Raw genomic sequence first — 26,643 nt, forward strand, 5'->3', positions numbered from 1 at the left:
ATTGTTTCGGTGGGCAAATTGAGATCGTTTAATTTACTACAAGTTGTGCCTGGTTTGACTGTGGGGGGGACGGAAAAGATGTTCGTTCAGTTCCTTCCATTGTTCAATAAAGCCAGGTACAATCTTTCAGTTTGTTGTCTAAAGGGTCGGGGAGCTTTGTCCACCGAGTTGAAAGAAAGGGACATTAAGGTAGAATATTTGAATATGCCCAGAGGTCCAGGTTTTTTGATTCTTCTGGACAGCTTTAGAGCTATTATCAAATTATTCTACTTGATGAAGAAGAGAAAAATTGATATTGTACACTCTTACCTATTCCGTGCAAATATATTATGCCGTATAGCTGCAAAATTGGCTGGAGTACCAGTGGTGATTTCTTCTATGCAAGGCATAGAGGTGACTAGAATGTGTCCTCTTTTGCTGGAGAAGGTAACTTCACCGCTTGTAGATAAGTTCACTGCAGTCTCGGATGCCATAAGGATTTATATCATTCAAAAAGCCCGCATAGACCCTGAAAAGATAGTGACTATCCATAACGGAATCGGGCTTATTGAAGCGAAAGAGGCACCAATAGAAAGAAAGGAATTTGGTTTAAGGCCAGGTGTACCAATTGTGGGTGTGGTGGGCCGATTGGCAAAGGAGAAGGGACACGAATATCTTTTGAATGCAGTCAGGATTGTAATCAGAGAATATCCCCAGGCACACTTTCTTGTTGTGGGAGATGGAGCCCAACGCAAAGAGTTAGTAAATTTGGCATTCGATTTGGGATTGAAAGACCATATTACCTTTACTGGATACAGGAGAAATGTCCTCCGCGTCTTGGCTCTTTTTGATATTTTTGCTTTAGCCACACTCTGGGAAGGTTTATCTATGGTGATTTTGGAAGCTATGGTAATGGCTAAGCCTGTAGTTACCACTAATGTGGCAGGAAATCCTGAAGTGGTAGTTGACGGAGTTACAGGATTTCTGGTAGCGCCTCGGGATGCAGAGGGTTTAGCTGAGCGGATACTAACATTATTAAAGGATGAGAATTTGAGGAAACGAATGGGCAGTGCGGGAAGAAGACGGATAGAGGAGAAGTTTACCATAGAAAGAATGGTAAGTGAAACCGAAAAACTTTATGAAGAATTACTTGTGAAGAAAAGAGGAGAAAAAAGAGGTAATAAATCTTGATTTCCAGAAAGATAGAAAAAATATTACTGATCCAGCCACCGTATGACATTTTAAGAATTGAACCCAAGACCACTCATCCTCCACTGGGACTGGCCTATCTTGCTAGTGTCTTAGAAAAGGACTATGAAGTAAAGATACTTGATGCTGTTGTAGAAGGTTTCGAAAATGAACAGGTTATCGATAGAGAATTCAAGAGATATGGTCTACATTTTGATGACATAAAGAGAGAAATAGAAAAATTTAATCCAGATGTTGTGGGAGTTTCTTGTCTTTTTTCTACTCAGGCTGAAAATTCTCATAAGGTTATCAAGCTTGCCAAGGAAGTAAACCCAGATATAATTACACTATTTGGCGGAGCACACCCTTCGGCTCTTCCGGAGTTAGTAATGGAAGATGGCAATATTGATTTCGTCATAATTGGGGAGGGGGAGCACACTGCAAGGGAGTTACTTAGGGCGTTAGAGACAGGAAGTGGTTTTTTAGCGCTGGATGGATTGGCTTTCAGAGAAAATGGAAGAGTAAGAGTTTTACCGAAGACGAATTATATTCAACACCTGGATAGTCTTCCTTTTCCAGCGAGACATTTGCTTTTAATGGAAAAATATTTTAAAATAAATACTCCCATGGGAACAACAACTCGCAGAATACCGAATACTTGTCTTTCCACATCGAGAGGCTGTCCCGCTAATTGTATTTTCTGTTCTATCCATACGGTTTGGGGTAGAAAATATAGACCTCGTCCTCCAGAAAATGTAATAAGTGAGATGGAATTTTTGATAAAAGAGTATGGAGTAAAGGAATTACAATTCTATGATGACAACCTCACGTTCGATAGAGAGAGGGCTTTTCGGATTTTCGATGAAATGATTAAAAAAAGACTTGACCTGTTATGGACTACTCCCAATGGAGTTGCCATTTGGGCGCTGGATGAAGAATTGCTGAGGAAAATGAGGGAAAGCGGGTGCTATAAGATAAGTCTTGGGGTAGAATCTGGCGATGATTATGTTCTACGCCGTATAATTCAAAAACCCCTGAACCTCAAAAAGGTAAAGCCAATAATCAATTTCTGCAGAAAATTAGGGATGGGTATAGATGCATTTTTTGTGGTCGGTTTTCCTGGAGAGACCAAGGAGCAGATGGAAAAGACTTTGAGATTTGCCCGAAGTTTGAAAGTAGATAACCTGAGTGTTACTCTTGCTACCCCGCATCCAGGCACCCGTCTCTACGAAATTTGTCAAAAAGAAAATTATCTCAGGCCGGGTTTTAACTTTAAAGTCATCAGGTCTCGCAGAGGTCAAATTGATACCCCTCAGTTTACTGCTAAAGAAGTAGAGAAGATGGTCTCCAGGGTTAACTTTATTTCTCGCTTAGAACTCGTCTTCAGGAGTCCAGCTGCTTTTTATGAGAGAGTAGTAAAGCGACTATTTAAAGAGCCAAAGTTTTTTATGGCTTTGGCTTATGAAACTATTAAGAAAATGTTTTCTTTAGGAGGAAGATAAATGGAATTGAAAGAGAAAATTGTTCGGCACAAAGCTAAAATCGGGGTTATTGGGTTAGGATACGTTGGGCTTCCTCTGGCAATGGAGTTTAGTAAAGCGGGATTTGATGTTACTGGAATTGAAATCGATAAGGATAAAGTGAGAATGATTAATCGGGGAGAATCCTATATTCAAGATGTCAAGCAGAGCGAGTTAGAGGAGTTGGTAAAAAACAATAAACTGAAGGCAACGATGGACTTCTCAGTTTTGAAAAAGATGGATGCCGTAAGTATATGCGTGCCCACGCCTTTACGCAAGACGAAAGACCCTGATATCTCTTATATTATTTCTGCCGTTGAAGAAGTGGCTAAATATTTGCGCCCAGGACAACTGGTTATACTGGAAAGCACTACCTATCCAGGCACAACGAGAGAGGTAATTCTTCCCCGATTGGAAGCGAGAAATCTTCAAGTAGGAAAAGACTTCTTTCTGGTTTTCTCGCCGGAACGCGTAGACCCTGGCAATAAGATTTACACTATAAGGAATACACCAAAAATTGTAAGTGGTATCACAAAGAAATGTACCAGTATTGCTGTTACTCTCTATGAACAGATAATTGATGAGGTGGTTCCTGTCTCCACGACGGAATCTGCGGAGATGGTAAAACTTCTGGAGAATACCTTTCGCATTGTTAACGTGGGATTGGTTAATGAGATTGCCCTCATCTGTGATAGGCTGAAATTGGACACCTGGGAGGTGATAGATGCAGCGGCCACAAAGCCATTCGGTTTTATGCCTTTCTATCCAGGTCCTGGTTTAGGAGGCCACTGCGTACCTGTAGACCCCCACTATCTTTCCTGGAAACTGAAAGCTTTAAACTTTTATGCTCGTTTTATTGAACTGGCTGGTGAGATAAATATTAAAATGCCTGAGTTTCTGGTCAGTAAAATTGATGCTGCACTGAATGAGAGAAAGAAAAGCATAAAGGGATCTAAAATCTTAATCTTAGGGGTAGCCTACAAAAGTAATGTTTCGGACATTCGGGAATCCCCGGCTTTGGATGTTATGAGGCTTCTCAAAGAAAGAGGAGGAAAGGTCGTATATAATGACCCTCATGTGCCTCAAGTAGAAGGACTGAAATCGATTCCCCTGACGGGGAGTTCTTTAAGAAATGCTGATTGCGTGGTAATCACCACTGCCCATAGTGACTATGATTATAAGCAGATTGTAGAGAACGCAAGGCTGGTTATCGATTCCAGAAATGCAACCAAAGGAATAAAGAGTAAAAAGATAGTAAAACTGTGAAAAGCAACAAAGGGAAAGGAGAGAAGGTTGGCGTTATATTTAGTGACTGGCGGAGCCGGTTTTATTGGCTCAAATATTGTTGAAGAATTGGTTAAAAAAGGGGAGAAAATCAGAATATTGGATGATTTCTCTACTGGTAAGAGAGAAAATATTGACGGGGTTAAAGATAGTATCGAGCTCATTGAAGGAGACCTCAGGGATTGGGAAATAGTTAAGAGAGTAATGGCGGGAGTCGATTTTGTCCTCCATCAGGGAGCTCTGCCCTCTGTAGAGAGGTCAATAGAAGACCCTCTCACCACTACTAAGGTTAACATCCTGGGGACATTGAATGTCTTATCGGCGGCGCGCGAGGCGAAAGTTGAAAGATTGGTTTATGCTTCTTCCTCATCGGTTTATGGAGATACTCCCACCTTACCTAAGAAAGAAGGAATGAAAGCTAATCCTCAGTCTCCCTATGCGGTCACTAAGTTGATTGGAGAAGAGTATTGTCGAATATACTATTCTATTTATGGACTGGAGACAGTTTGTCTGCGTTACTTTAATGTTTTTGGTCCCAGGCAGGATCCCGGTTCGCAATATGCAGCAGTCATTCCCAAATTCATCACTCTCATGTTGAAAGGCAAATCGCCTCCCATCTATGGTGATGGTGAGCAATCGAGGGACTTCACTTTTATAGATAACGTAGTAGAAGCTAATTTACAAGCATGCACAGCAAAAGGGGCACCGGGAGAAGTATTCAATATTGCTTATGGTAAAAGAGTCACTATAAATGAATTGGTAGAGAGGCTGAATAAGATTCTCCAAACCAGAATAGAGCCTACTTATCAGAGTCCAAGAAAGGGTGATGTGAGACATTCTTTGGCAGATATTTCTCAGGCTCGGAAGACTCTCCATTATTCACCTGAGATTGGGTTTGATGAGGGTCTAGAAAAGACTGTTCAGGGGTTTAGAGGTACCTTTTTCTAAATTTTAAAAGCCTGTGGAGTAGCAGAGCTTGCTCTGCGTTATCATCGCGAAACAAGTTTCGCTACTCCAAAAACCCTGGAGTCCTTGCGAAAGCAAGGGATATTCAAAAATGTAGCAGCAAAGCGTAAGCTTTGCCTTCCTTTAGCAGAGCTTGCTCTGCGTTATCATCGCGAAACAAGTTTCGCTACTCCAAAACTAAAGGGGAAAGATGAGTATTAAGTTAATAATTGGCGTTGCAACAGTTATCGTCTTTGTTGTATTATACTTTTTGTTAAAAGGACTCTTACTCTCACTTTCCCGAAAAAAGAAGTATAGAAAAGTGAAAGATAGAATAAAGAGAAGTATAAAACCTCTCTCTAAAGAGAAAAGAGGCGAGAAAAGGTATTCGGTTTCTGAATATGAGGAATGTATCAGGAGGACTAAGGATAAGAATGTGAAAGCTTGGGGGAAGTGGCTTCTGGCTCAATTTTACCATGATAATCCCCACCGCCAGAAAGATTACCTTGATAAAGCAATTGAGTGCTATACAGATATAATGAAGGAATTTTCGGATTACCCTTTTCACGAAGAGAGTTTATTCCGCTTGGGAAAGCTTCTCTTCTTTGAGAAGTTGGATCATAGGAAAGTCTGCGATGTATATCAACAGTTACTCAAGAAATATCCACGCTCTAAATGGGTGATCGTTGCCAAGGAGAGAGTGGGGCTCGTTAGAAATAATCTTACCTACCCCCAGGCATTAAATGATTATATTCTTGCAGAAAAATATTTTGAACGGGGCAAATATGAAAAGAGCATCCAAAGTTTGCTCGATATCATTGAAAAATATCCCCAATCAGGACTGGCCAGCGAGGCCTTATATTTTCTGGGTGACATATATCAGTTTAAACTTAAAGATTACAGTAAAGCAATAGATGAATATCAGAATCTTATTCAGGAGTTTCCTCAGAGTAGATTTGTGGCCAATGCCCAATTTAAAATTGCCGAATGTTGTCGTAAACTGGAAAAGTGGCAAGAGGCAATTAAAGCCTACGAGAAATTCGTAAAAAATTACAGTCAATATGGCTATTCCGATTACGCCCAATTCTATATAGGGCAGTGCTATGAGAAATTGGAGGATTGGAAAAAGGCAAAAGATTCATATAGTTTAATTTCCGCTAATTATACTGAAAGCATATGGACTGATATTGCCCGTAACAGGATTAAATATTTAGATAAACACCCAGGAGGTTAACTATGGTTTTCTATGTAGTGGCATTTTTCTTTGCTCTGGCTCTAGCGTATGTGTTGACTCCTCTATTCCGAAAAATAGCACTTAAGTTTAAAATTCTCGACCATCCGGTCCCGAATATAAAAATTCATTCAAGGCCAGTTCCCTATTTAGGAGGCTTAGCCATCTGGTTGGCTTTTATTGTGACTCTTCTGGGAGTGAGGCTCCTCACCAGTTTTCCTACAGGCACTCTTCGTAATCTCCGCGGAATTTTCTATGGGGGAACTTTGATAATGGTCTTAGGACTTATTGACGACATTTGGAGGCTCGACTATAGAGTGAAACTTTTTGGACAGTTCATTGCTAGCATCATCCTGATCCTGTACAATGTCAGGATAGAATTCATTTCCAGTCTCCCCCTGTCCATTTTTCTAACTATTTTCTGGGTAGTAGGCATAACTAATGCAGTTAACATTATTGATATAATGGATGGTTTGGCTGCGGGAGTGGTAGTTATTGCCGGTTTGGCTTTTTCCTTCATTGCTTTACCCACGGAAAAGATTTATGTCAACTTTGCTGCCTTAGCTCTTGCTGGAAGTTGCCTCGGTTTCTTAAGATACAACTGGCGACCGGCCAGGATATTTATGGGAGATTCCGGGAGCCTGTTTATCGGGTTCATTCTGGCTGCTGTCTCATTGGGGGAAAGTTATACAACAATAAATAATATTGGGCTTTTTGCTCCCTTTTTAGTCTTAGGCATTCCCATATATGACACCTTATTGGTCATATTTTTCCGGCTAATTAATAGGAAGTCGATATTTGCTGGAAGTCGTGACCATTTTGCCTTCAGGCTGGAGGCAATGGGATACAATAGAAAGAAAGTCGTTCTGATTAATTACTATCTCACAGCAATCTTAGGGCTTGCAGCATTTCTTATTACCGTAGTTAAATTTGAACTCGCAGTCATTATATATGCAGCGATTATCGCTTTTGCTATTCTTTACGCGACTCGTTTGATTTATGTCAGGGTGGAATGATGGCTGGAAAAGTGTTAATAATAGGAGCGGGATTAACCGGTTTAAGCACTGCTTTCCATCTGGAAAAGGTGGGAAGAATAGACTACTCAGTTTTTGAGAAAGAGAGAAAGGTCGGTGGTTTATGCCGTTCAGAGTATAAGCCATGTCCAGGATTGAAAGGGAAGTTTACCTTCGATATCCTGGGACACCTCCTGCATCTGAAAGAGGAATATACAATAGGATTGGTAAAAGAACTCCTCAGTAAGAATCTCATATCCCATGATAGAGATGCCCATATCTATTCAAAAGGTGTGTATACGAGGTACCCATTCCAGGCAAACACATATGGTTTGCCACCAAAAGTGGTGAAAGAATGTGTCTTTGGATTTATTGATGCCAAGTACCATTCTCTTCACTGCAAGACACGTCCACCTGAAGGATCGTTCTATAATTGGATTCTGCAAAATTTTGGAGAGGGGATTGCTAAACATTTTATGATTCCCTATAATCAAAAAATATGGACAGTTCACCCACGAGACTTGACTTGTGGATGGATAAAAGTGAACCCCAAATATGTGCCTTCGCCTAACATTCAGGAGGTAGTAATTGGTGCTTTGGAATACCAGAAAAAACATTTTGGATACAATGTCCGTTTCGACTATCCCCGCAGAGGGGGGATCCAGAAATTGCCTGACGCATTTGAAGCGAAGATTAAGAATCCGGTATTGAAAACAAACCTTTCCAGGGTAGACATAAGAAAAAAGGTGGCCTACTTCGATGGTGGAAAAATCGAGGAGAAGTTCCGATTTCTGGTTTCCACAGTTCCTCTACGAGAATTGATTTTGGAGATAATAGAAGATGTGCCAGGAAAGGTTAAGAACGCTGCTCTTAAATTGAAATATACTTCAGTTTTGAGTTTGAATCTGGGAATTAAACGCGAGGAGATGGACCATGGACATTGGGTCTATTTTCCTGAAAAGGAATATCGCTTCTATCGGGTCGGCTTTCCCAAGAAGTTTTCAGATGAGATGTGCCCTCCTGGCACAAGCTCAGTCTATGTTGAGATTGCCTATAAGCCTGGCGAAATAACCCCAGAAAAGGAAAGAGAACTCATCGCCAGGGCAAAAAAGGACCTGATCAAGGCTGGGATTCTGAGAACAGAGCGTGAAATCCTTGTGGAGCATCGGGAACGGATAGCCTATGCTTATGTCATTTATGACCGAAATCGAGATAGGAATTTAAAGATAATTCAGGATTATCTGAAAGAGAAAGATATTTATTCAGTGGGACGATATGGTGGCTGGAAGTATTCTACGATGGAAGAGGCGATTTTAGAAGGAAAGGAAGTTGCAGAAAAGATAGCTTCAGAATTGTAGCTGCAGAGCGAAGCTCTGCCAATGAAAGCAAAGCTCACGCTTTGCTGCTACAGTATGCGCCCGACCAAAGGCGGGTCGGTCGCCTTTTTTGGAGGAAAAATGCGTTGTCTGGTTACTGGTTGTGCTGGATTTATTGGTTCTCATCTGGCTGAGAAGTTGATTCAATCCGGCTTTGAGGTTGTGGGAATAGACTCCTTTACAGATTACTACGACCGAAGAATTAAGGAAACTAATGTGCAAGGCCTGTTGAAATCGTCCAATTTCACTCTTATAAGAGAAGACCTTTTGGCTATAGATTTAGATAAGTTGTTGGAAGGGGTCGATTATATTTTCCACCATGCTGCCCAGCCAGGAGTTCTCGCCAGTTGGGGAAGGCGTTTTGAAACCTATTTAAATAACAACGTTCTGGCTACACAGAGATTACTGGAGTCAGCAAAGAAAATCTCTCTGAAATCGTTTATTTTCGCCTCGTCTTCCTCTGTTTATGGAGATTGTGAGTTACCGATGAGGGAAGATAGATTGCTTTTACCAGTCTCTCCTTATGGTGTCTCCAAGTTGGCCTGTGAAAGTTTGTGTTATTCATATTGGAAAAACTTTGGAGTTCCTGTTGTATCCTTGAGATATTTTACTGTCTACGGACCACGCCAGAGACCAGATATGGCTTTCCATAAGTTTATCAGAGCAATGTTGAAGGGAGAAGTGATTACCATCTACGGCGATGGAAACCAGACTCGAGATTTCACCTATATCGAGGATGCTGTGAATTCCAATATTTTGGTGATGGAAAAAGCTTGCACAGGCGAAATTTTTAACATTGGGGGTGGCAGTTATATCTCTGTAAATGGCGCGATCAAATTATTGGAGGAAATTATTGAAAAAAAGGCCCAAATTAAATACACAGAAAAGAGGAAAGGAGATATGCGGGCGACTTGGGCAGACATAAAAAAGGCAAAGAAGATGTTAGGGTATAATCCCAGATTTAATTTGAAAGAAGGTCTAATTAAAGAAATAGAATGGATTAAAGGGGTAATGGTTAAATAGATGAGAAAGTATAAAGTGGCGACAATTATTACAAAACTGGAACTGGGAGGAGCCCAAGAGATCGCTATTTACACTACCGAAAACCTTAATCGAGACAGATATAACCCTATTTTAATCTCTGGCTGTGGGGAGATTCTGGATGGTGAAGTCAAAAGTAATCCCAGGATAAAGTCATTTTTTATTCCCCAACTGATTCGGATGCTGAATCCTATAAAAGATGCGATTACCTTAATGAAGATATGGAGGCTTTTAAAGTCAGAAAAGGTCGACTTAGTACATACCCACTCCTCCAAGGCGGGAATTCTTGGCCGGTGGGCAGCCCATTTTGCTGGCGTGCCTCAGATTTTCCACACATACCACGGTTTTGGGTTTAATGAGTATCAGAAGTGGTGGATAAGAAAAGCTTTTATCTGGGTAGAGAGAGTAACTGCCTGGATTACTGACAAATTAATCGTAGTATCTTCCGAAAATGTGAAAAAAGGCCTGGCTAATAGGATTGGGAAGAAAAGACAATATGAGGTGGTACATTGCGCTACAAATATTAAAGCATTTTCTGAAATAAAAATCGACTTTGACCAAAAAAAGAGAGAATTCGGAATTAACTCTGGAAGTCCTGTAGTGGCAATGATTGCCTGTTTCAAGCCTCAAAAGGCTCCTCAAGATTTCATTTTTCTTGCCCATCGTGTCAGCCAGGTTTTACCATCCACAAGGTTTCTTTTGGTGGGAGATGGGGAGTTAAGGCCTGAAGTGGAAGAATTGATCAGGAGGTTCAAACTGAAAGAAAAAGTTATTTTGACTGGCTGGCGACGCGATGTCCCGGAGATTATGCAGATTATTGATGTTTTGGTGCTTACTTCCCTGTGGGAGGGTCTTCCTATTGTGTTTGCTGAAGCTATGGCTTCTGGAAAGCCTGTTGTAGCCACAGCTGTGGACGGCGCTAAAGAAGCAATTATTGAGGGAGTAAATGGATTTTTGGTCGAGCCTCACAATATAGAAAAATTTGCTGAGAGGGTAATTAAGTTGCTTAGAGATCGGAATTTGGCTCAGAGAATGGGTAGGGAAGGCAAGAAAAGGGTCTATCCTACTTTTGATCTCACTCACATGTTGAACAGGATAGAAGCCCTCTACGAAAAATCACTTGTTGAATTTTGAGGAGATTAATTATGGGTAAGACTATCTCTGAAAAAATTATTACCTCCCGTTTGGGAAGAGAAGTAACTGCAGGGGATATTGTGATTGTGCCGGTAGACCTCTGTATGGTGCAGGATGGCACAGGTCCCCTCGCTATTAAGCAGTTAAGAAAATTAAAAAGAGGTGGAACTTTAAGCGGCCCAGGTAAAGTGGTTGACTGCGGAATTTTTGCTCCAGAGAAAACGATTATCTTTCTCGACCACGCTGTTCCTTCTCCGCGCAAAGAACTTTCCAATGTCCAAAGAGAGTTACGAGATTTTGCAAGAGAAACCAAGGTAAATTTCTCGGAAATAGGGGAGGGAATTTCTCATCAGAGACTGGTGGAAAGCTTTGTGAATCCCGGCGATATTGTTATTGGTGCCGATTCTCATACCTGCACTTCTGGGGCTTTAGCTGCCTTTGCTACCGGAATGGGCTCTACGGATGTGGCTGTAGTGATGGCTACAGGAAAGACCTGGCTTAAGGTTCCCCTGACTTTCTTGATTAATGTAGAAGGAGACTTTCCCAAAGGTGTCTGTGCTAAGGATTTGATTCTGTACATTATTGGTATGCTGAGAGCTGATGGAGCAACTTACAGAGCTTTAGAATTTGCCGGGAAAGCGGTGGAAAAGATGTCCATCTCCGGAAGGCTCACTCTTTGCAATATGGCCGTAGAAGCAGGAGCTAAGACTGGACTTGTTGCTTCGGATAGTTTGACCAGAGCCTACCTCAAGGAGAGGGATCGGGAGGATGGATATAGAGAAATCAAGGCAGATAAGGATGCGAAATACGAAAGAGTTTTTGAAATCGATGCCTCAAAATTGGAACCAATGCTTGCCTGTCCTGAGACCCCGGACAATGTTAAACCAATTTCTCAAATAAAGGCTAAAAACGTCAGAATTGACCAGGTTTTTATTGGTACCTGCACCAATGGACGAATAGAGGATTTGCGCCTGGTGGCAGAGATATTGAAAGGACGAAGATGTGCTCCGGGAACAAGGTTACTCATTGCTCCAGCTTCCCGCCAGGTTTACCTGCAGGCAGTGAAAGAAGGAATTTTTGAGATACTTATTGGAGCTGGGGCTACTATCTTAAACCCGGGTTGCGGACCCTGCGTGGGGTTGCAGGGAGGAATTTTGGCTGATAACGATAAATGCCTGTCCACAGCGAACCGCAATTTTAAAGGCAGAATGGGTAACCCCAATTCCCAGATATACCTTTCTTCTCCGGCTACAGCTGCCTGGACAGCAGTAAAGGGAAAGATAAGTGACCCCAGGGAAACAACGTAAAAAGGAGAAAAGAATGATTATTAAAGGCAAAGTACATAAGTTTGGGGATAACATCAGCACAGATTTGATTGCACCTGGGAGATATTTCCATTTAAGGAACAATTTGCCAGAGCTGGCTAAACATACACTGGAAGACGCCAATCACGGATTTATAAAGAAAGTAAAATCAGGAGATTTCATTGTGGCAGGGAAGAACTTTGGTATGGGTTCATCCCGGGAGCATGCTCCCGCAATAATCAAACTGTGTGGCGTAAAGGCAATTTTAGCCAAGTCTTTTGCCAGAATATTCTTCCGCAATGCAATCAATATTGGACTGCCTGTTCTGGAATGTGAAACTGAGAAGATTGCTCGGGGAGATGAATTGGAAATCGATTTAGCTAAAGGTATAATAAAAAATAGAAAGAAGGGACTGGAACTAATATTCCGTCCGCTTCCTAAGGTAATGGTTAACATTTTGCGCGATGGCGGATTGGTGGAACATATCCGGAAACACGGTAGTTTTCAACTATAAAGACTGTCTCATAATGTAGCTGCAGAGCGAAGCTCTGCATGTAGGGGTGGCACTCAGTGGCCACCCGAATGCAGGGACGGCACAGAGTCCGTCCCCTACGGAGAAGCAAAGCTTGCGCTTTGCTGCTACAACAGATAAAAGGGGGCGATTATGTATAAAGTTACCTTAATTCCTGGTGATGGTGTGGGGCCGGAAGTGGTCGATGCTGCTCGAAAATGTATTGAGGCCACAGGGGTAAAGATTAATTGGGAAAAAGTCGATGCCGGAGCCGATATTATGGATAAGTATGGAACGCCTTTACCTGATAAGGTAATCGATTCCATAAAGAAAAATAGGATTGCCTTGAAAGGTCCGGTCACTACACCTGTAGGCATAGGGTTTCGCAGCGTTAATGTTGCCCTGCGTCAGAAACTTGACCTCTACGCTTGCCTCCGTCCCTGTAAGTGGTATCCTGGCGTGAGGTCACGGTATGAAGGGGTCGATTTAATAGTGGTCAGAGAGAATACGGAAGATGTATATTCAGGAATAGAATTTGAAGAGGGAAAGCCTGAGACCAGTGAACTCATTAATTTTATTTACACTTCCACGAATGTGAAGATTTCTGATGATTCTGGAATAAGTATCAAGCCAATTTCCCGACACGCTTCAGAACGGATTATTCGTTTTGCATTCGACTATGCGAGGAAGAATAACCGAAAAAAGGTCACCGGGATACATAAAGCCAATATAATGAAATATTCAGATGGAATATTTGTGAAAGTATTCCACGAAGTCGCCCGCGATTATCCGGACATCCAGGCTGAAGATAAAATCGTGGATAATATGTGTATGCAATTAGTGCAAAAGCCTGCACTTTACGATGTACTCGTCCTGCCTAATCTCTATGGGGATATAATCTCCGATTTATGCGCAGGATTGGTGGGAGGGCTTGGTTTAGCTCCCGGAGCAAATATTGGTGAGGAAATTGCTGTTTTCGAGGCAACTCACGGTAGTGCGCCGAAGTATAAGGGAAAGAACAAAGTAAATCCCACGGCTATGATTCTATCGGGGGTATTGATGTTAAGGCATTTGGGAGAGGAAGAAAAGGCAGAGAGGTTGGAGAATGCTGTGGCTCGAATAATTGCTAAAGGAGAGACAGTTACCTATGATTTGGGAGGAACTGCTACAACTTCCCAGATGGCTAAAGCAATCATCAAAAATTTAAAATGAGACTGTGGAAGAAGTTTCCATCTCCAACCCGGGACAGGCTCGGTGAAAAATCTCAAGTTGTGGAAGGAGAAAATCTTGGAACGCACATTAGTAATTATTAAGCCAGATGCATTCTCTAAGAAAATAGTAGGAAAAGTCATTACCACATTTGAACAGAAGAATTTCAAAATTGTTGCCTTCAAAATGGTCCTTATTAGTCGGGAAAAGGCAGAGGAGTTTTATCAAGAACATAAAGGAAAGGAATTTTATGAGCCTTTAGTCAATTTTATGTCATCCAATCCCTGTCTGGTGATGGTTTTGGAGGGAGAGAACGCAACTCAGAAGATTCGAGATATTGCCGGCAATACAGACCCTCAAAAAGCAGAAGAGAAAACCTTGAGGAGGCTCTACGCTCAAGATAACCGTCACAACATCCTCCATGCAGCAGATTCACTGAAATCAGCAGAGAGGGAGGTTAAGTTCTTCTTTTCTGAAAACGAAATACACCACTGGGAAGAAAAAATATACAAAAAATAAGCCAGAAAGATTTTGGTCGCGTAGGGGCGACCTTTATGGTCGCCCAGGGGTTTATCCCCGTAAAAATTACGCCCATAAAGCAGCCATCAGCAAAAAATAGAGTTGACCCCATTTTTTACAAATGTATAAAATTTTAAAGAAGCAAAATTTGGCTCCTTCTATAAAAGAATTTCTGATATCTTCGCCGGAGATTGCCCGAAAAGCTCAGCCAGGACAGTTCGTAGTGGTGAGGATTGATGAAAAAGGAGAAAGGATTCCGTTAACTATTGCAGATTATGAAAGAGATAAAGGAACCATAACTATCGTAATTCAGGAAGCAGGAAAGAGTACTTGTCAGTTGGGAAGGCTAAATTCAGGCGATACCCTCTCTGATGTTATTGGACCTTTAGGCAGACCCACCCATATGGAAAAGGCAGGCACAGTAGTTTGTGTAGGTGGAGGCGTGGGAATACCGCCCGTCTATCCTGTAGCGCGGGGCTTCAGGGAAATCGGGAACAAGATAATATCGATTATCGGTGCGCGCACTAAGGAACTGGTGATCTGGGAAGATAAGATAGCCTCTGTCTCGGACGAAGTTTACATTACTACTGATGATGGTTCTTATGGCCGGAAAGGTTTTGTATCCGATGAATTGCAAAGGTTGATTAAAGGAAAGAAGGAATTTGCTTTGGTCTTTGCCGTGGGGCCCACTCTTATGATGCGTGCTGTTTCTGAAGTGACCAGACCACATAAATTGAGGACTATAGTGAGTCTCAATCCCATAATGGTTGATGCTACCGGAATGTGCGGTGCTTGCCGAGTTTCGGTAGGGGGCAAGACAAAATTCGTTTGTGTGGACGGTCCGGATTTCGATGGTCACCAGGTAGATTTTGACCAACTCCTCAGTCGTCAGAGAATTTACCTACCAGAGGAAAAGAAAGCTCTCCAATGCTATGATGCGGCCCACAAACATGGTAGAATAGAATGAAAATTGTTCCTAAAAAAGTAAAAATGCCACGTCAAAAACCCAAAGTCAGGGTGACGAATTTTAATGAGGTGGCTTTGGGCTATACAAAAGAGCAGGCACAACAGGAATCCAGAAGGTGTCTCCAGTGCAAGAAGGCTCCCTGCATCAAGGGCTGTCCAGTGGAAATCGATATTCCCAGCTTTATTGCTAAGATTGTCAAAAAGGATTACCGGGGAGCCATCCACAAGATTAAGGAGGCTAACCTTTTGCCGGGTATGTGTGGGAGAGTATGTCCCCAGGAGGGGCTTTGCGAAAAGGCCTGTACTTTAGGTAAAAAGTACGAGCCTGTCGCCATTGGACGCCTGGAGCGTTTTGCCGCTGATTGGGAAATCAAGAAGGGAAACCCGGAAAGCTCACCACTCCCGTCTTCCACTGGAAAACGCGTGGCAGTCATTGGCTCTGGTCCTGGCAGCTTATCCTGTGCCGGCGATTTAATCAGGTTGGGACATAGTGTGACCATTTTCGAAGCATTACATAAACCAGGTGGCGTTCTGGTCTACGGGATTCCAGAATTTCGTTTACCTAAAGCTATTGTGGAAAGGGAAGTAAAGTACATTAGCTCCCTGGGGGTGGAAGTAAAAACTGGCCATGTGATTGGCAAGATTTATACTCTCGATGAACTTTTCTCCCAGGGTTATGATGCTATTTTCATTGGAATTGGGGCTGGTTTGCCCAAGTTTATGGACATTCCCGGAGAAAACCTCAATGGGGTCTATTCAGCCAACGAATTTTTAACCAGAACCAACATGATGAAGGCATACTTATTTCCCCAGTACGATACTCCCGTAAAAATTGGGAAAAGGGTTGCAGTAATAGGAGGGGGAAACGTGGCAATGGACGCCTCGCGGGTAGCCTTAAGGTTAGGAGCTCAAAAGGTTTACAATATTTACCGCCGTTCCCCACAGGAGATGCCTGCGCGGGCGGAAGAAGTGCAAAATGCCAAAGATGAGGGAGTAGAATTTAAATTTTTGACCAATCCAGTGCGGATTCTTGGCAATAAAGAGGATTGGGTTACTGGAATTGAATGTATAAGGATGGAACTGGGGGAGCCTGATGAGTCTGGACGCCGCCGGCCAGTACCGATTAAGGGTTCTGAATTCACCATAAAGGTTGATATAGTAGTAATGGCTATCGGCGCTGGTGCCAACCCTCTGCTTCCCTCTGCTACCCCGGATTTGAAATTAAACAAACGGGGCTATATTGTTATAGATGAGGCCAGTGGAAAGACCTCAAAAGAAGGTGTCTGGGCTGGAGGGGATATCGTTAGTGGTGCAGCCACGGTGATTTCCGCTATGGCTTCTGGTAGGAGGAGTGCCAAAGCAATCCATCAATATCTAATGGCCTCCCATAGAAGCACGTGATTTTTCTTGACAAACCCATTTTTAACTTGTAATATTAAAGATTATTGTTTAGGACAGGAAAATATTATGGCTAATCCCAAGAGAAGACATTCTGTTTCCAGACGAGATAAACGAAGAGCCAACTGGAAACTACATATCCCCACTCTATCTGTTTGCCCGATGTGTAAGGAATTTAAACTTCCCCATTTTGCTTGCTTCAATTGTGGCTATTATAATGAAGAAAAGATAATTAAGACAAAAAAAGAGATAGAGGAAAAAAGGAAAAGAAAAAGGAAAAGTTAACCAGGGGTCTTATTTATGCGAATCGCTGTAGATGCTATGGGGGGCGACTATGCTCCCGGAGTAGTGGTGGAAGGAGCAGTTCAAGCTGTCAAAAAAACCCCTTACGAAATAGTTTTAGTGGGGGATAAAACCCGCTTAACAGGGGAGATGAAGAACTATCGAAGTTCATCTTTACCCCTTTCCATTTATCACTGTTCGGAGGTTATTGGTATGGATGAGTCACCGGCGATAGCTTGTCGCCAAAAGAAAGATTCCTCCATCATGGTCGCTACCCGATTAGTCAAAGAGGGCATGGCTGACGCCATGGTTTCTGCAGGAAACTCAGGTGCAGTATTGGCCTCAGCATTGATGGTTTTGGGGAGATTGCCCAAAGTCGATAGGCCTGCTATTGCTGCATTAATACCTACTCTAAAAGGTGTAGTTGCACTTCTCGATGTTGGCGCAAACGTCAACTCTACGGCAAAAGGTTTGCTCCAGTTTGCGGTAATGGGTAACATCTATATGAAGACAATTATGAATAAAGAATCTCCCCGTATTGGACTGTTGAGTACCGGGGCGGAAGAAACCAAGGGGAATGAGGTGACTGTAGAAACCCATCGTCTCTTGCGCCAATCGGGATTGAATTTTGTGGGTAATGTAGAAGGCAAAGATATTGTGAAAGGAAAGACTGATGTTATCGTTTGTGATGGATTTGTAGGCAATGTTCTTCTGAAATTTAGTGAAGGTATAGCTGAAGAATTTATTAGTTTGTTTAGAGATGAAATTCTCAAATATCCTTTCCGAAAAATAGCACTTATATTGTTGAGAGGCGCCTTTAAAGATATCAAGAAGAGAGTCGATTATGCTGAATATGGAGGAGCTCCTCTTTTGGGCGTAGATGGCTGTTCCATTATTTGCCACGGCAGTTCCAACGCTAAGGCAATTTCCAATGCTATCCGGGTAGCGGGAGAGTTTGTGGAAAAGAGGATCAATCAACAAATCAAAGAAAGTTTATAGGAGTAGAAAAATAGTGGGTATTTGTATAGTGGGAACTGGGTCATATCTGCCAGAGAAAGTCTTAACCAATAAGGATCTTGAGAAAATAGTCGATACATCCGACGAGTGGATTGTAAGTCGTACGGGAATCAGAGAGAGAAGGATATGTTCCGATAAACAGGCTGCTTCTGATCTGGGGATTAAAGCTGCCCAGAGAGCAATGGAGGATGCTAATGTAAAAGTTGAAGATATCGATTTACTTATTGTGGCAACGATTACTCCGGATATGTTCTTCCCTTCAACAGCTTGTATAATACAGACTAAGTTAGGGATAAAAGGTGCTGCTATTTTTGATTTGAATGCTGCCTGCGCTGGCTTTATTTACTCTCTTTCTACTGCCCAGCAATTTTTACAGATGGGAACATATAAAACAGCGTTGGTCATTGCCACGGAAACTCTTTCTAAAATTACTGACTGGGAGGACAGGAATACTTGTGTGCTTCTGGGGGATGGCGCGGGAGCAGCAGTTTTGAAAAAGGAGAAAGGTGATTCAGGGATTCTCTCTTGTTATTTAGACGCAGATGGTCAGTATGGCGATTTGTTGAATATGCCCGCTGGGGGCTCGCGACTCCCGGCAACTATAGACACAGTCAAGAACAGGCTCCATTACCTGAAGATGAAGGGAAATGAGACTTTCAGAATAGGCGTACCGGAAATGGTGAACTCTGTCAAACGAGGATTGAAAGGATGTGGACTTAAGATAGAGGACGTGGCTCTTTTGATACCACATCAGGCAAATATCAGGATAATTAAAGCAATCGTAAAGAGATTATCTATATCCATGGATAAGGTTTTCGTAAATATTGATAAATGCGCAAATACTTCAGCAGCTACTGTGCCTATTGCTCTGGACCAAGCAAATCGCCAAGGCAGAATTAAACGAGGAGATATTATAGAATTGGTTGCCTTTGGTGCTGGGTTCACCTGGGGTTCCTGTGTGATTAAATGGTAAAAGTTGCTTTCCTCTTTCCAGGTCAGGGCTCACAATACGTAGGTATGGGGAGAGAACTATACGAAAGGTACGAGCCGGCCCGGAAGATTATTGACCGGGCAAATGATATTTTAGGTTACGACCTAAGAAAAAAGATTTTTTATGGCCCTGAGGAGGAGTTACAACAAACTTTAATTACTCAGCCCGCCGTCTTTACTATAAGTGTTGCTTGTTTGGAAGTTCTCCAGAGACCTGAAAGTTACTCTTCTAAAGAAATCTTAAGACCCCAGATTGTAGCCGGCCATAGTTTGGGAGAATATACTGCTTTAGTTGCTGCAGGGGTTTTCGGTTTTCCCCAAGCCTTATTAGTAGTTCAAAAAAGAGCTGAGTTTATTCATAAGGCTTCCCAGGAGAAGCCCGGAGCAATGGCAGCCATTATAGGATTGGAAAGAGAGAAATTAGAAGAAGTTATTGAGGAAGTTAGAGGAGAAGAAGTACTGGAAGCTGTAAATTTCAATTCTCCTCATCAAATAGTTATTGCTGGAGAATTGAAAGCGATTGAGAGAGCTGTGGAAGGAGCCAAAGCAAAAGGCGCAAAGAGGGCTATTATTCTAAAAGTTAGCGGAGCTTTCCACTCCCAGTTGATGGCTCAAGCGGGGAAGAATCTGGCCAGAGAATTGGAGAATTATGAGTTGAAAGATCCCGTTATTCCTGTGGTGACAAACTGTAATGCGAAACCGGCAACTTCACGGGAAGAAATCAGAAAAGCATTGGTTTCACAAATAGATAATCCTGTATTATGGGAAGATAGTATAAAAGAGATGTTCCAAAGAGGTGTGGAGATTTTTATTGAGGTAGGTCCAGGGAAGGTGTTAACTGGACTTTTAAGTAGAATAACCAAAGGGTCTTCTGGATTAAACGTGGAAGACGAGAAAAGTCTTCAGGAAACCCTTAAGAAACTAGAAACATTGAATATGTAGTGTAGGGGTTTATCCCTGTGAGAATTACGCCCATAAAGGGCTACACTACTTAACGTAGAAAGTTTTGGAGTCCTCCCGAAAGGGAGGAAAAAATCCTCCGATTTCATCGGAGGACTCCATATTATAAACTATCTTTTTAATGTTATATTGGGGGGTGATTGGTTTTGGGTTTAAAAGGTAAAGTAGCGATTGTAACTGGAGGGGCGCAGGGGATTGGAAAGACCATTGCTACTCAGTTGGCTCAAGAGGGAGCAAATGTGGTTATCGCAGATGTTGTGGAAGAAGTAGCTAAAGCTACTGCCCAAGAAATTTCCCAAAACGGAAGTGAAGCTATCTCCATTGGGGTAGATGTCTCTATTCTATCTTCGGTGGAAGAAATGGTGAAAAAAACTCTTGACAAATTTGGCAGAATTGATATATTAGTCAACAATGCTGGAATAACTCGAGATGCACTGGTAATGCGCATGAAAGAAGAGGATTGGGACCTGGTTTTGAATATTAATCTCAAGGGCGCATTTAATTGTATTAAGGTAGTTTCACCCGTTATGATGAAGCAAAAGGCTGGAAAGATTGTTAATATTGCTTCCATTGTAGGGATAATTGGTAACGCTGGTCAAGCTAACTACTCAGCATCTAAGGGAGGGCTGATTGCTTTAACCAAGACCTGTGCCAGAGAACTCGCTGGCCGCCGAATAAATGTTAATGCTGTGGCTCCGGGTTTTATTCAAACGAGCATGACTGAACGATTATCTGCACAAGTAAAAGAGAAATTATCTTCTCAAATTCCTTTTGGTGAGATAGGGAAACCCGAAGATGTGGCTAGCGCAGTCCTATTTTTAGTATCTGAGAAAGCCAGTTATATTACCGGAGAAGTAATTAAAGTAGATGGTGGCATGGCAATGTAGAGTTTTCAAAACGTGTAACTTTTTAATTGTTTGGTTACACAATTCTTTTGTGGAGGTGAAAAAACAAAATGGCAGTAGCCGAAAAGGTAAAAGAAATCATTGTTGAACAACTTGGGGTAGATCCGGAAGAGGTGACTATTGAGGCTTCATTTGTTAATGATTTGGGAGCCGATTCTTTGGATACTGTAGAACTTGTAATGGCACTGGAAGAAGAATTTAATATTGAAATCCCAGACGAAGAAGCAGAGAAATTAGATACAGTTGGTAAAGCGATCGAGTACATTAATAAACATAAAGCTCAATCCTAAACTAACAAGAAGAAAACCGCTACACAGTAGGAATTTTTGGCGTGGTAGCGGTTTTGTATTTTATTTTTTTTCTTCTGATTAAATTTTTGGAGGGGGAATGGACCGCAGAGTAGTGATTACGGGATACGGAGTCATTTCGCCAATCGGAATCGGAGCAGATGATTTCTGGAACTCACTAGTGAGCGGAAAGTCGGGCATAAGTAGAGTCTCGACCTTTGATACCTCTCAGTTCTCAACCCAGATTGGTGCTGAAGTAAAAAATTTCCAACCAGAAAAATATATTGATAAAAAAAAGATTAGAAAGATGGATCGTTTTAGTCAACTTGCGTTTGCTGCTGCCAAGATAGCCATAGAGGACGCAAAGCTTGACATGAAGAAGGAAGATCCTTTTCGAGTAGGAGTTATCGTGGGTTCTGGCATAGGAGGATTATCTACTGTTGCTCATGAACATAAGGTATTATTAGAGAAAGGACCTCGTCGGGTAAGTCCTTTTATGATCCCCATGCTAATTACCAATATTGCTGCTGGAGAGATTGCCATTGCTCACAACATCAAGGGGCCAAACTATTCATTATCCAGCGCCTGTGCTACCAGTAACCATACGATAGGAGATGCTTTACGCCTCATCCATTATGGGGATGCAGATGTAATTATTGCCGGTGGTTCGGAAGCGGCAGTTACTCCCCTGGGCCTTGCTGGCTTCTGTTCAGCCAGAGCTTTGTCTACTCGAAATGACGACCCTGAACACGCCAGTCGGCCTTTCGACAAGGAGAGAGATGGTTTTGTAATGGGAGAAGGAGCTGGAATTGTAATTTTGGAATTGTTAGAACACGCCCTTTCCCGGGGAGTTACCATTCGTGCTGAACTGATTGGCTATGGAGCTACAAACGATGCTTACCATATTACTGCTCCCTCTCCTGACGGGCAGAGTGCTGCTCGGGCTATGTCTAATGCTTTAGCCGATGGCGGTGTAAAACCCGAAGAAGTCGATTACATAAATGCTCACGGCACTTCCACTCCTTTAAATGATAAGGTAGAAACCTTTGCCATAAAGAAAGTTTTTGGGGACTATGCCTACAAGATTCCCATTTCATCAAACAAGTCTATGATCGGACACCTCCTGGGAGCAGCAGGAGTTGTAGAATTAATTGCCACAATTCTTAGCATGGAAAAAGAGATGCTCTCTCCAACGATAAATTATGAATTTCCTGATCCCGAATGTGACCTGGACTATGTCCCCAATAAGGCCCGCCCTAAGAAAATCAATGTAGCCCTCTCCAACTCTTTAGGTTTTGGTGGCCATAATGCCACCTTGGTAGTAAGAAAATATAAACCAGAAACAGTGTAGTTTGCAGTTACAATTTCGAATTTTAAAGCATTTGTAGGTCCCGATTCATCGGGACAAGAATGGTTTTGCATCCCGATTTTCAATCAGGAAATCTGTGTCTACAATTGATTATGCTGTCATTGCGAACGGAGTGAAGCAATCTCGTAAGTCAGGTTTTAATTTTGCACAGATTGAATCTGTGCTTACAACGAAACGGAGGATTCTTTAATATGAACTCGAAGAAGCTTGAACAAAAGTTAAAAATAAATTTTAAAAACAAAGAACTGTTTTGGCAGGCTTTAACGCATAAATCTTATGCGCACATGTCCGGTATAAAAGAAGATAATGAACGACTCGAGTTTCTAGGGGACAGTGTGCTGAATTTAGTGATATCTGAGCACCTTTATCAGCGGTATCCAACATACGACGAAGGGAAGTTAACTAAACTGAAATCGAGCCTGGTAAACGGAAAGTCTCTTCTGCTCTGGGCCAAGAAATTATCCCTGGGCGACTATCTTTTAATAAGTGAAGAGGAAGAGAAAGCAGGCGGTCGCCAGAGAGCTTCTCTGTTAAGTAATGCCTTGGAGGCCCTAATCGGTGCGATTTACCAGGATCAGGACTGGGATAAGGCAAAGAAGTTTATTCTGGGACAGATTTTCACGCTTAAGGGCATAAGGAAGGTAGATTATAAAAGTAGTCTTCAAGAGTTGATTCAAAAGAAATATAAGATTTTACCAGAATATAAGGTGAAAACAGAGTCGGGTCCAGCCCACAAAAAATTTTTTGAAATCGAAGTGAAAGTGAAAAGTAGAATTTTTGGCCGGGGCACGGGGTTGAGCAAAAAAACAGCCGAACAAGAAGCAGCTAAAAAGGCACTAAATAAGATTAAAGCTAAGAAAAAAACGAAGACACAATAAACAGTTTTCAGACTGTGGAGTAGCAGAGCTTGCTATGCGTCAACTAATCGCGAAACAAGTTTCGCTACTCCAATTTTTTGGAGGGCGATATGGAATACTTTCTTAGTGAAGAACAGAAGATGATTTGTGAATTAGCCAGAAGGATTGCTGAAGAGAAAATTAAGCCAGTACGAGAGCATTATGATGAGACTGAAGAATTTCCCTGGCCAATTGTGGAGGAGCTGGCCAAAGCAGACCTCTGCGGGGTGTATATTCCTGAGGAATATGGCGGAACTGGCGGAGGGGTGTTTGAGCTATGCCTTGCCGTGGAAGAGCTCTGCAAAATTGATGGAGGAATTGCTTTGGTATTAGCTGCCACAGCCCTGGCTGCTTTTCCTATTATGCTTTTTGGTAACGATGAACAGAAGAAGAAATATCTCCCGGATATTGCAGCGGGTAAGAAATTGGCAGCCTTTGCTCTCACTGAGCCAGGTGCTGGTTCCGATGCCTCAGCTATTCAGACCACTGCTAAGAAAGAAGGGGACAGCTATATCCTGAATGGCACGAAATGCTTCATTACCAATGGAGGGGAAGCACAAATTTATATAGTAATTACCATGACCGACAAAACAAAAGGTTCCCGGGGAGCATCTGCCTTCATTGTGGAAAAAGATACTCGTGGATTCTCATTTGGAAAGAAAGAGAAAAAGATGGGAATTCGCGGCTCTGCGACAAGAGAACTGATTTTCAATGAGTGCAAAGTTCCTAAAGAAAACCTTTTAGGTAGAGAAGGTCAAGGATTTATAATTGCCTTGAAAACTTTCGACGTTTCTCGTCCGGGAGTGGCTGCTCAGGCTCTGGGGATTGCTGCTGGTGCTCTGGAGGATGCGATTAATTATTCCAGGGAGAGAGAACAGTTCGGACAGTCCATCTCTTCCTTTCAGGCAATCCAGCATCTTTTAGCTGATATGGCCACTGAAGTGGAGGCAGCTCGAGCATTAATCTATGCTACTGCCAGGATGATCGATAAAGGCCCAAAAACGAGAACTACCAAAGAGTCGGCGATGTGTAAACTCCTTGCTTCCGACGTGGCTATGAAGGTTACCACTGACGCTGTTCAAGTTTACGGAGGCTATGGATATATGCGCGAGTATCCCGTGGAAAAACGAATGCGTGATGCCAAGATTACCCAGATTTACGAAGGGACAAACCAGGTTATGAGAAATGAGATAGCACTTGCCCTGATAAAGGAAGCGGCTAGGAAAAAGAAATGAATTTCATTGTCTGCATTAAACAGGTCCCAGGAACTACAGAGGTAAAGATTGACCCTAAAACAAACACTTTGATTCGCGAGGGGGTCGAATCGATTGTAAACCCATTCGATAGTTATGCGATTGAGGAAGCTTTGAGACTCAAAGAGAGAATGGGAGGAAAGGTAACTGTAATTTCCATGGGACCTCCACAAGCTGAATCGGCTCTCCGAGAAGCTTTATCTATGGGATGCGATGAAGCCATCCTCCTTACTGACCGTGCCTTTGCAGGAAGTGATACCTTAGCCACTTCCTATACTCTGGCGTGCGGGATCAAGAAGATAGGAGAATTTGGGCTGGTCATCTGTGGTAAACAGGCTATTGATGGAGATACAGCACAGGTCGGTCCGGGGATTGCAGAAAAACTGGGAGTTCCTGCAATTACTTATGTAAAGAAGATAGAAGAAATAAACGAAACTCGTATAAGAGTAGAAAGGATGATGGAAGAAGGATATGAGGTAATTGAGACGGGATTTCCTGCTCTAATTACAGTGGTAAAGGAGATTAACGAGCCGAGGCTTCCTTCTTTAAAAGGAATGGTGCGGGCAAAAAAGGCTGAAATTCATAAGTGGAATGCCTCTGATATTGCCTGTGAAAAGAGCAGGATTGGACAATCCGGTTCTCCCACTATTGTCAACAAGATATTTACTCCGCCTCCCCACAAAGGAGGGGAGACAATACTGGGAGATCCTGAAGAACAGGTTCAAAAATTGGTGGAGAAGCTCCGCCAGGCAAAAGTAATCTAATTAAAAAAGTTCCCTCTCCCCTCATGGATGAAATTATCAATCATATTTTTCCCGTTAGAAGTAGTCCATCATAGATTGACGTCAGTTCTAATCGGGACTCATCACCTCCATCCACGCTCGCAGGAAGCAAAGCACGTAGGCTGGTGCTCGCTTCGTGTCACTCCGTTCGCCGTATGCGTCGTCTACGACGCCGTAACCCTCCACCCCTACCCTTGAACGCTCGTCGTCCCTCCAGCAGCCCATCCACACTTGTCCGCCAGTCTGTTTGGAGGATTGCGTCTGGGTTTTGTGGTGGCAGACTCGCTTTTTGTCCCCATCACCAAAAAGGAATTTCTGCCGCGAAGCGGGCAGATGAAGGTGTCGCCGACAAAAGTCCCCATGTCTTAGGTTTCGGCAGAAACCTCGAGGAGAAAAAATCCTTAAATTCGTGCCTGTTCCGCTGTCCAGAAACGAAGTTTCTATCGGGATGTATTCGTGCCTATTCGTGGTAGGCCAAAGGCCAGTGTTTTCTCGAGAAATTTTTTAGTGGAAATGCCCTTGACAAAAATATTGAACTATGATAGCATATGCAGTGTTAGACAATATTAGGAAATATTGGGTACTTTTTATATCAAGAGGTACTATTAAATGGATCGATGGATGACCATAGAAGAAATTGCTAAATATTTAAATGTCAGTAAAGATTCTATTTATCGCTTAGCACAAAAGGGTGAAATCCCAGCATCAAAGTTGGGGAATCTCTGGAGATTTAAAAAAGAAGAAATTGACGAATGGATGAGGAATAACAGAAATAACAAAAGAAAATGAATACAGACCCCAAATCGACCAAATGGTGTATAAACTCTGCGGCTTTACAAAAGAAGAGATTGAAATAATTGAAAGCCAAAGTAAATGATAAGAAATATAATATGGAAATAAAGAAAATATCTGAAATTAAAAATCTTGGAACTTTTACCAATTTTCAGTGGATAAACGGTTGTAATGATTTTAAGAGATATAATTTTTTCTATGGGTGGAATTATTCGGGTAAAACAACATTGTCAAGAATTTTTAGATGTTTGGAAGATAAAAAAACACATCCCGATTTTCCCAATGCTTCATTCAAAGTAGAAACAGATGCCGACAATATAACAGAAAAAGATATAGGGAAAGATTTCAATATCCGTGTTTTTAATGAAGAGTTTGTTGAAGACAATTTTAAATGGAATGATAATAAACATGAAATTAATCCAGTTTTATTGTTAGGTAAAGAATCTGCTGAATTAGAAGAGAAAGTTAAAGAATTAACACAAGAAAATCAAA

Annotated in this window: 27 protein-coding genes; all 27 read left to right on the forward strand. The window is 42.1% G+C overall.

What is annotated here, in order from left to right; all coding sequences use genetic code 11:
- Positions 1-18: 18 nt before the first annotated feature.
- Positions 19-1,170, forward strand: a complete 1,152-nt coding sequence (locus VMW39_00795) for a glycosyltransferase family 4 protein (GenBank protein HUW22557.1) — start codon at positions 19-21, stop codon at positions 1,168-1,170.
- Positions 1,167-2,669, forward strand: a complete 1,503-nt coding sequence (locus tag VMW39_00800) for a cobalamin-dependent protein (GenBank protein ID HUW22558.1) — start codon at positions 1,167-1,169, stop codon at positions 2,667-2,669. Before VMW39_00795 ends, VMW39_00800 begins: the two co-directional genes overlap by 4 nt.
- Positions 2,670-3,953, forward strand: a complete 1,284-nt coding sequence (locus VMW39_00805) for a nucleotide sugar dehydrogenase (GenBank protein ID HUW22559.1) — start codon at positions 2,670-2,672, stop codon at positions 3,951-3,953. It begins immediately after the preceding gene.
- Between the two features lie 27 nt (positions 3,954-3,980).
- Positions 3,981-4,919, forward strand: coding sequence for an SDR family oxidoreductase (locus VMW39_00810; GenBank protein ID HUW22560.1), 939 nt, complete (start codon positions 3,981-3,983; stop codon positions 4,917-4,919).
- 208 nt (positions 4,920-5,127) lie between these two features.
- The gene (locus VMW39_00815; GenBank protein ID HUW22561.1) at positions 5,128-6,150 is read left to right on the forward strand and encodes a tetratricopeptide repeat protein; all 1,023 of its coding nucleotides are present in this window, start codon (positions 5,128-5,130) and stop codon (positions 6,148-6,150) included.
- 2 nt (positions 6,151-6,152) lie between these two features.
- Positions 6,153-7,163 carry an MraY family glycosyltransferase gene (locus VMW39_00820; GenBank protein HUW22562.1) on the forward strand — a complete coding sequence of 337 codons (1,011 nt, stop codon included), beginning with the start codon at positions 6,153-6,155 and terminating at the stop codon, positions 7,161-7,163.
- Entirely contained in the window at positions 7,163-8,518 is a 1,356-nt protein-coding gene (locus VMW39_00825) for an FAD-dependent oxidoreductase (protein HUW22563.1), read from the forward strand. The genes VMW39_00820 and VMW39_00825 overlap by 1 nt, the downstream gene beginning before the upstream one ends.
- Positions 8,519-8,617: 99 nt before the next feature.
- The gene (locus VMW39_00830; protein HUW22564.1) at positions 8,618-9,559 is read left to right on the forward strand and encodes an NAD-dependent epimerase/dehydratase family protein; all 942 of its coding nucleotides are present in this window, start codon (positions 8,618-8,620) and stop codon (positions 9,557-9,559) included.
- Positions 9,560-10,711: a glycosyltransferase family 4 protein gene (locus VMW39_00835; GenBank protein ID HUW22565.1), complete on the forward strand. Its 1,152-nt coding sequence runs from the start codon at positions 9,560-9,562 to the stop codon at positions 10,709-10,711. It abuts the gene before it with no gap.
- A gap of 11 nt (positions 10,712-10,722) precedes the next feature.
- Entirely contained in the window at positions 10,723-12,018 is a 1,296-nt protein-coding gene (locus tag VMW39_00840) for a 3-isopropylmalate dehydratase large subunit (protein HUW22566.1), read from the forward strand.
- 13 nt (positions 12,019-12,031) lie between these two features.
- Positions 12,032-12,529: a 3-isopropylmalate dehydratase small subunit gene (locus VMW39_00845; protein HUW22567.1), complete on the forward strand. Its 498-nt coding sequence runs from the start codon at positions 12,032-12,034 to the stop codon at positions 12,527-12,529.
- A 147-nt stretch (positions 12,530-12,676) separates the two neighbouring features.
- Positions 12,677-13,738 (forward strand): isocitrate/isopropylmalate dehydrogenase family protein, encoded by a 1,062-nt coding sequence (locus tag VMW39_00850; GenBank protein HUW22568.1) that lies wholly within the window; start codon positions 12,677-12,679, stop codon positions 13,736-13,738.
- 72 nt (positions 13,739-13,810) lie between these two features.
- The gene (gene ndk, locus VMW39_00855; protein HUW22569.1) at positions 13,811-14,254 is read left to right on the forward strand and encodes a nucleoside-diphosphate kinase; all 444 of its coding nucleotides are present in this window, start codon (positions 13,811-13,813) and stop codon (positions 14,252-14,254) included.
- Between the two features lie 121 nt (positions 14,255-14,375).
- Positions 14,376-15,221, forward strand: a complete 846-nt coding sequence (locus VMW39_00860; GenBank protein HUW22570.1) for a sulfide/dihydroorotate dehydrogenase-like FAD/NAD-binding protein — start codon at positions 14,376-14,378, stop codon at positions 15,219-15,221.
- Complete coding sequence (gltA, locus tag VMW39_00865) at positions 15,218-16,621, forward strand: NADPH-dependent glutamate synthase (GenBank protein ID HUW22571.1); 1,404 nt, start codon at positions 15,218-15,220, stop codon at positions 16,619-16,621. The genes VMW39_00860 and gltA overlap by 4 nt, the downstream gene beginning before the upstream one ends.
- A 66-nt stretch (positions 16,622-16,687) precedes the next feature.
- A complete protein-coding gene (rpmF, locus tag VMW39_00870) occupies positions 16,688-16,903 on the forward strand; it encodes a 50S ribosomal protein L32 (protein HUW22572.1) in 216 nt (71 codons plus the stop codon).
- 15 nt (positions 16,904-16,918) lie between these two features.
- Complete coding sequence (gene plsX, locus VMW39_00875) at positions 16,919-17,899, forward strand: phosphate acyltransferase PlsX (GenBank protein HUW22573.1); 981 nt, start codon at positions 16,919-16,921, stop codon at positions 17,897-17,899.
- Between the two features lie 13 nt (positions 17,900-17,912).
- Positions 17,913-18,890, forward strand: a complete 978-nt coding sequence (locus VMW39_00880; GenBank protein HUW22574.1) for a beta-ketoacyl-ACP synthase III — start codon at positions 17,913-17,915, stop codon at positions 18,888-18,890.
- Positions 18,884-19,849: an ACP S-malonyltransferase gene (fabD, locus tag VMW39_00885; GenBank protein ID HUW22575.1), complete on the forward strand. Its 966-nt coding sequence runs from the start codon at positions 18,884-18,886 to the stop codon at positions 19,847-19,849. The genes VMW39_00880 and fabD overlap by 7 nt, the downstream gene beginning before the upstream one ends.
- 164 nt (positions 19,850-20,013) lie before the next feature.
- The gene (fabG, locus tag VMW39_00890) at positions 20,014-20,754 is read left to right on the forward strand and encodes a 3-oxoacyl-[acyl-carrier-protein] reductase (GenBank protein HUW22576.1); all 741 of its coding nucleotides are present in this window, start codon (positions 20,014-20,016) and stop codon (positions 20,752-20,754) included.
- 68 nt (positions 20,755-20,822) lie between these two features.
- On the forward strand, positions 20,823-21,062 hold the full coding sequence (acpP, locus tag VMW39_00895) for an acyl carrier protein (GenBank protein HUW22577.1): 240 nt from the start codon (positions 20,823-20,825) through the stop codon (positions 21,060-21,062).
- A gap of 97 nt (positions 21,063-21,159) precedes the next feature.
- Positions 21,160-22,410, forward strand: coding sequence for a beta-ketoacyl-ACP synthase II (gene fabF, locus VMW39_00900; GenBank protein HUW22578.1), 1,251 nt, complete (start codon positions 21,160-21,162; stop codon positions 22,408-22,410).
- A gap of 209 nt (positions 22,411-22,619) precedes the next feature.
- Positions 22,620-23,306 (forward strand): ribonuclease III, encoded by a 687-nt coding sequence (rnc, locus tag VMW39_00905; protein ID HUW22579.1) that lies wholly within the window; start codon positions 22,620-22,622, stop codon positions 23,304-23,306.
- Positions 23,307-23,395: 89 nt separating this feature from the next.
- Positions 23,396-24,559, forward strand: coding sequence for an acyl-CoA dehydrogenase family protein (locus VMW39_00910; GenBank protein ID HUW22580.1), 1,164 nt, complete (start codon positions 23,396-23,398; stop codon positions 24,557-24,559).
- The gene (locus VMW39_00915; GenBank protein HUW22581.1) at positions 24,556-25,341 is read left to right on the forward strand and encodes an electron transfer flavoprotein subunit beta/FixA family protein; all 786 of its coding nucleotides are present in this window, start codon (positions 24,556-24,558) and stop codon (positions 25,339-25,341) included. The genes VMW39_00910 and VMW39_00915 overlap by 4 nt, the downstream gene beginning before the upstream one ends.
- 627 nt (positions 25,342-25,968) lie before the next feature.
- Entirely contained in the window at positions 25,969-26,148 is a 180-nt protein-coding gene (locus tag VMW39_00920) for a helix-turn-helix domain-containing protein (protein ID HUW22582.1), read from the forward strand.
- A gap of 68 nt (positions 26,149-26,216) precedes the next feature.
- The coding region (locus tag VMW39_00925; GenBank protein HUW22583.1) for an AAA family ATPase at positions 26,217-26,643 on the forward strand (427 nt) is incomplete at its 3' end.

It is taken from the genome of bacterium (assembly GCA_035530055.1).
Classification (GTDB): Bacteria; UBA6262; WVXT01; order WVXT01; family WVXT01; genus WVXT01.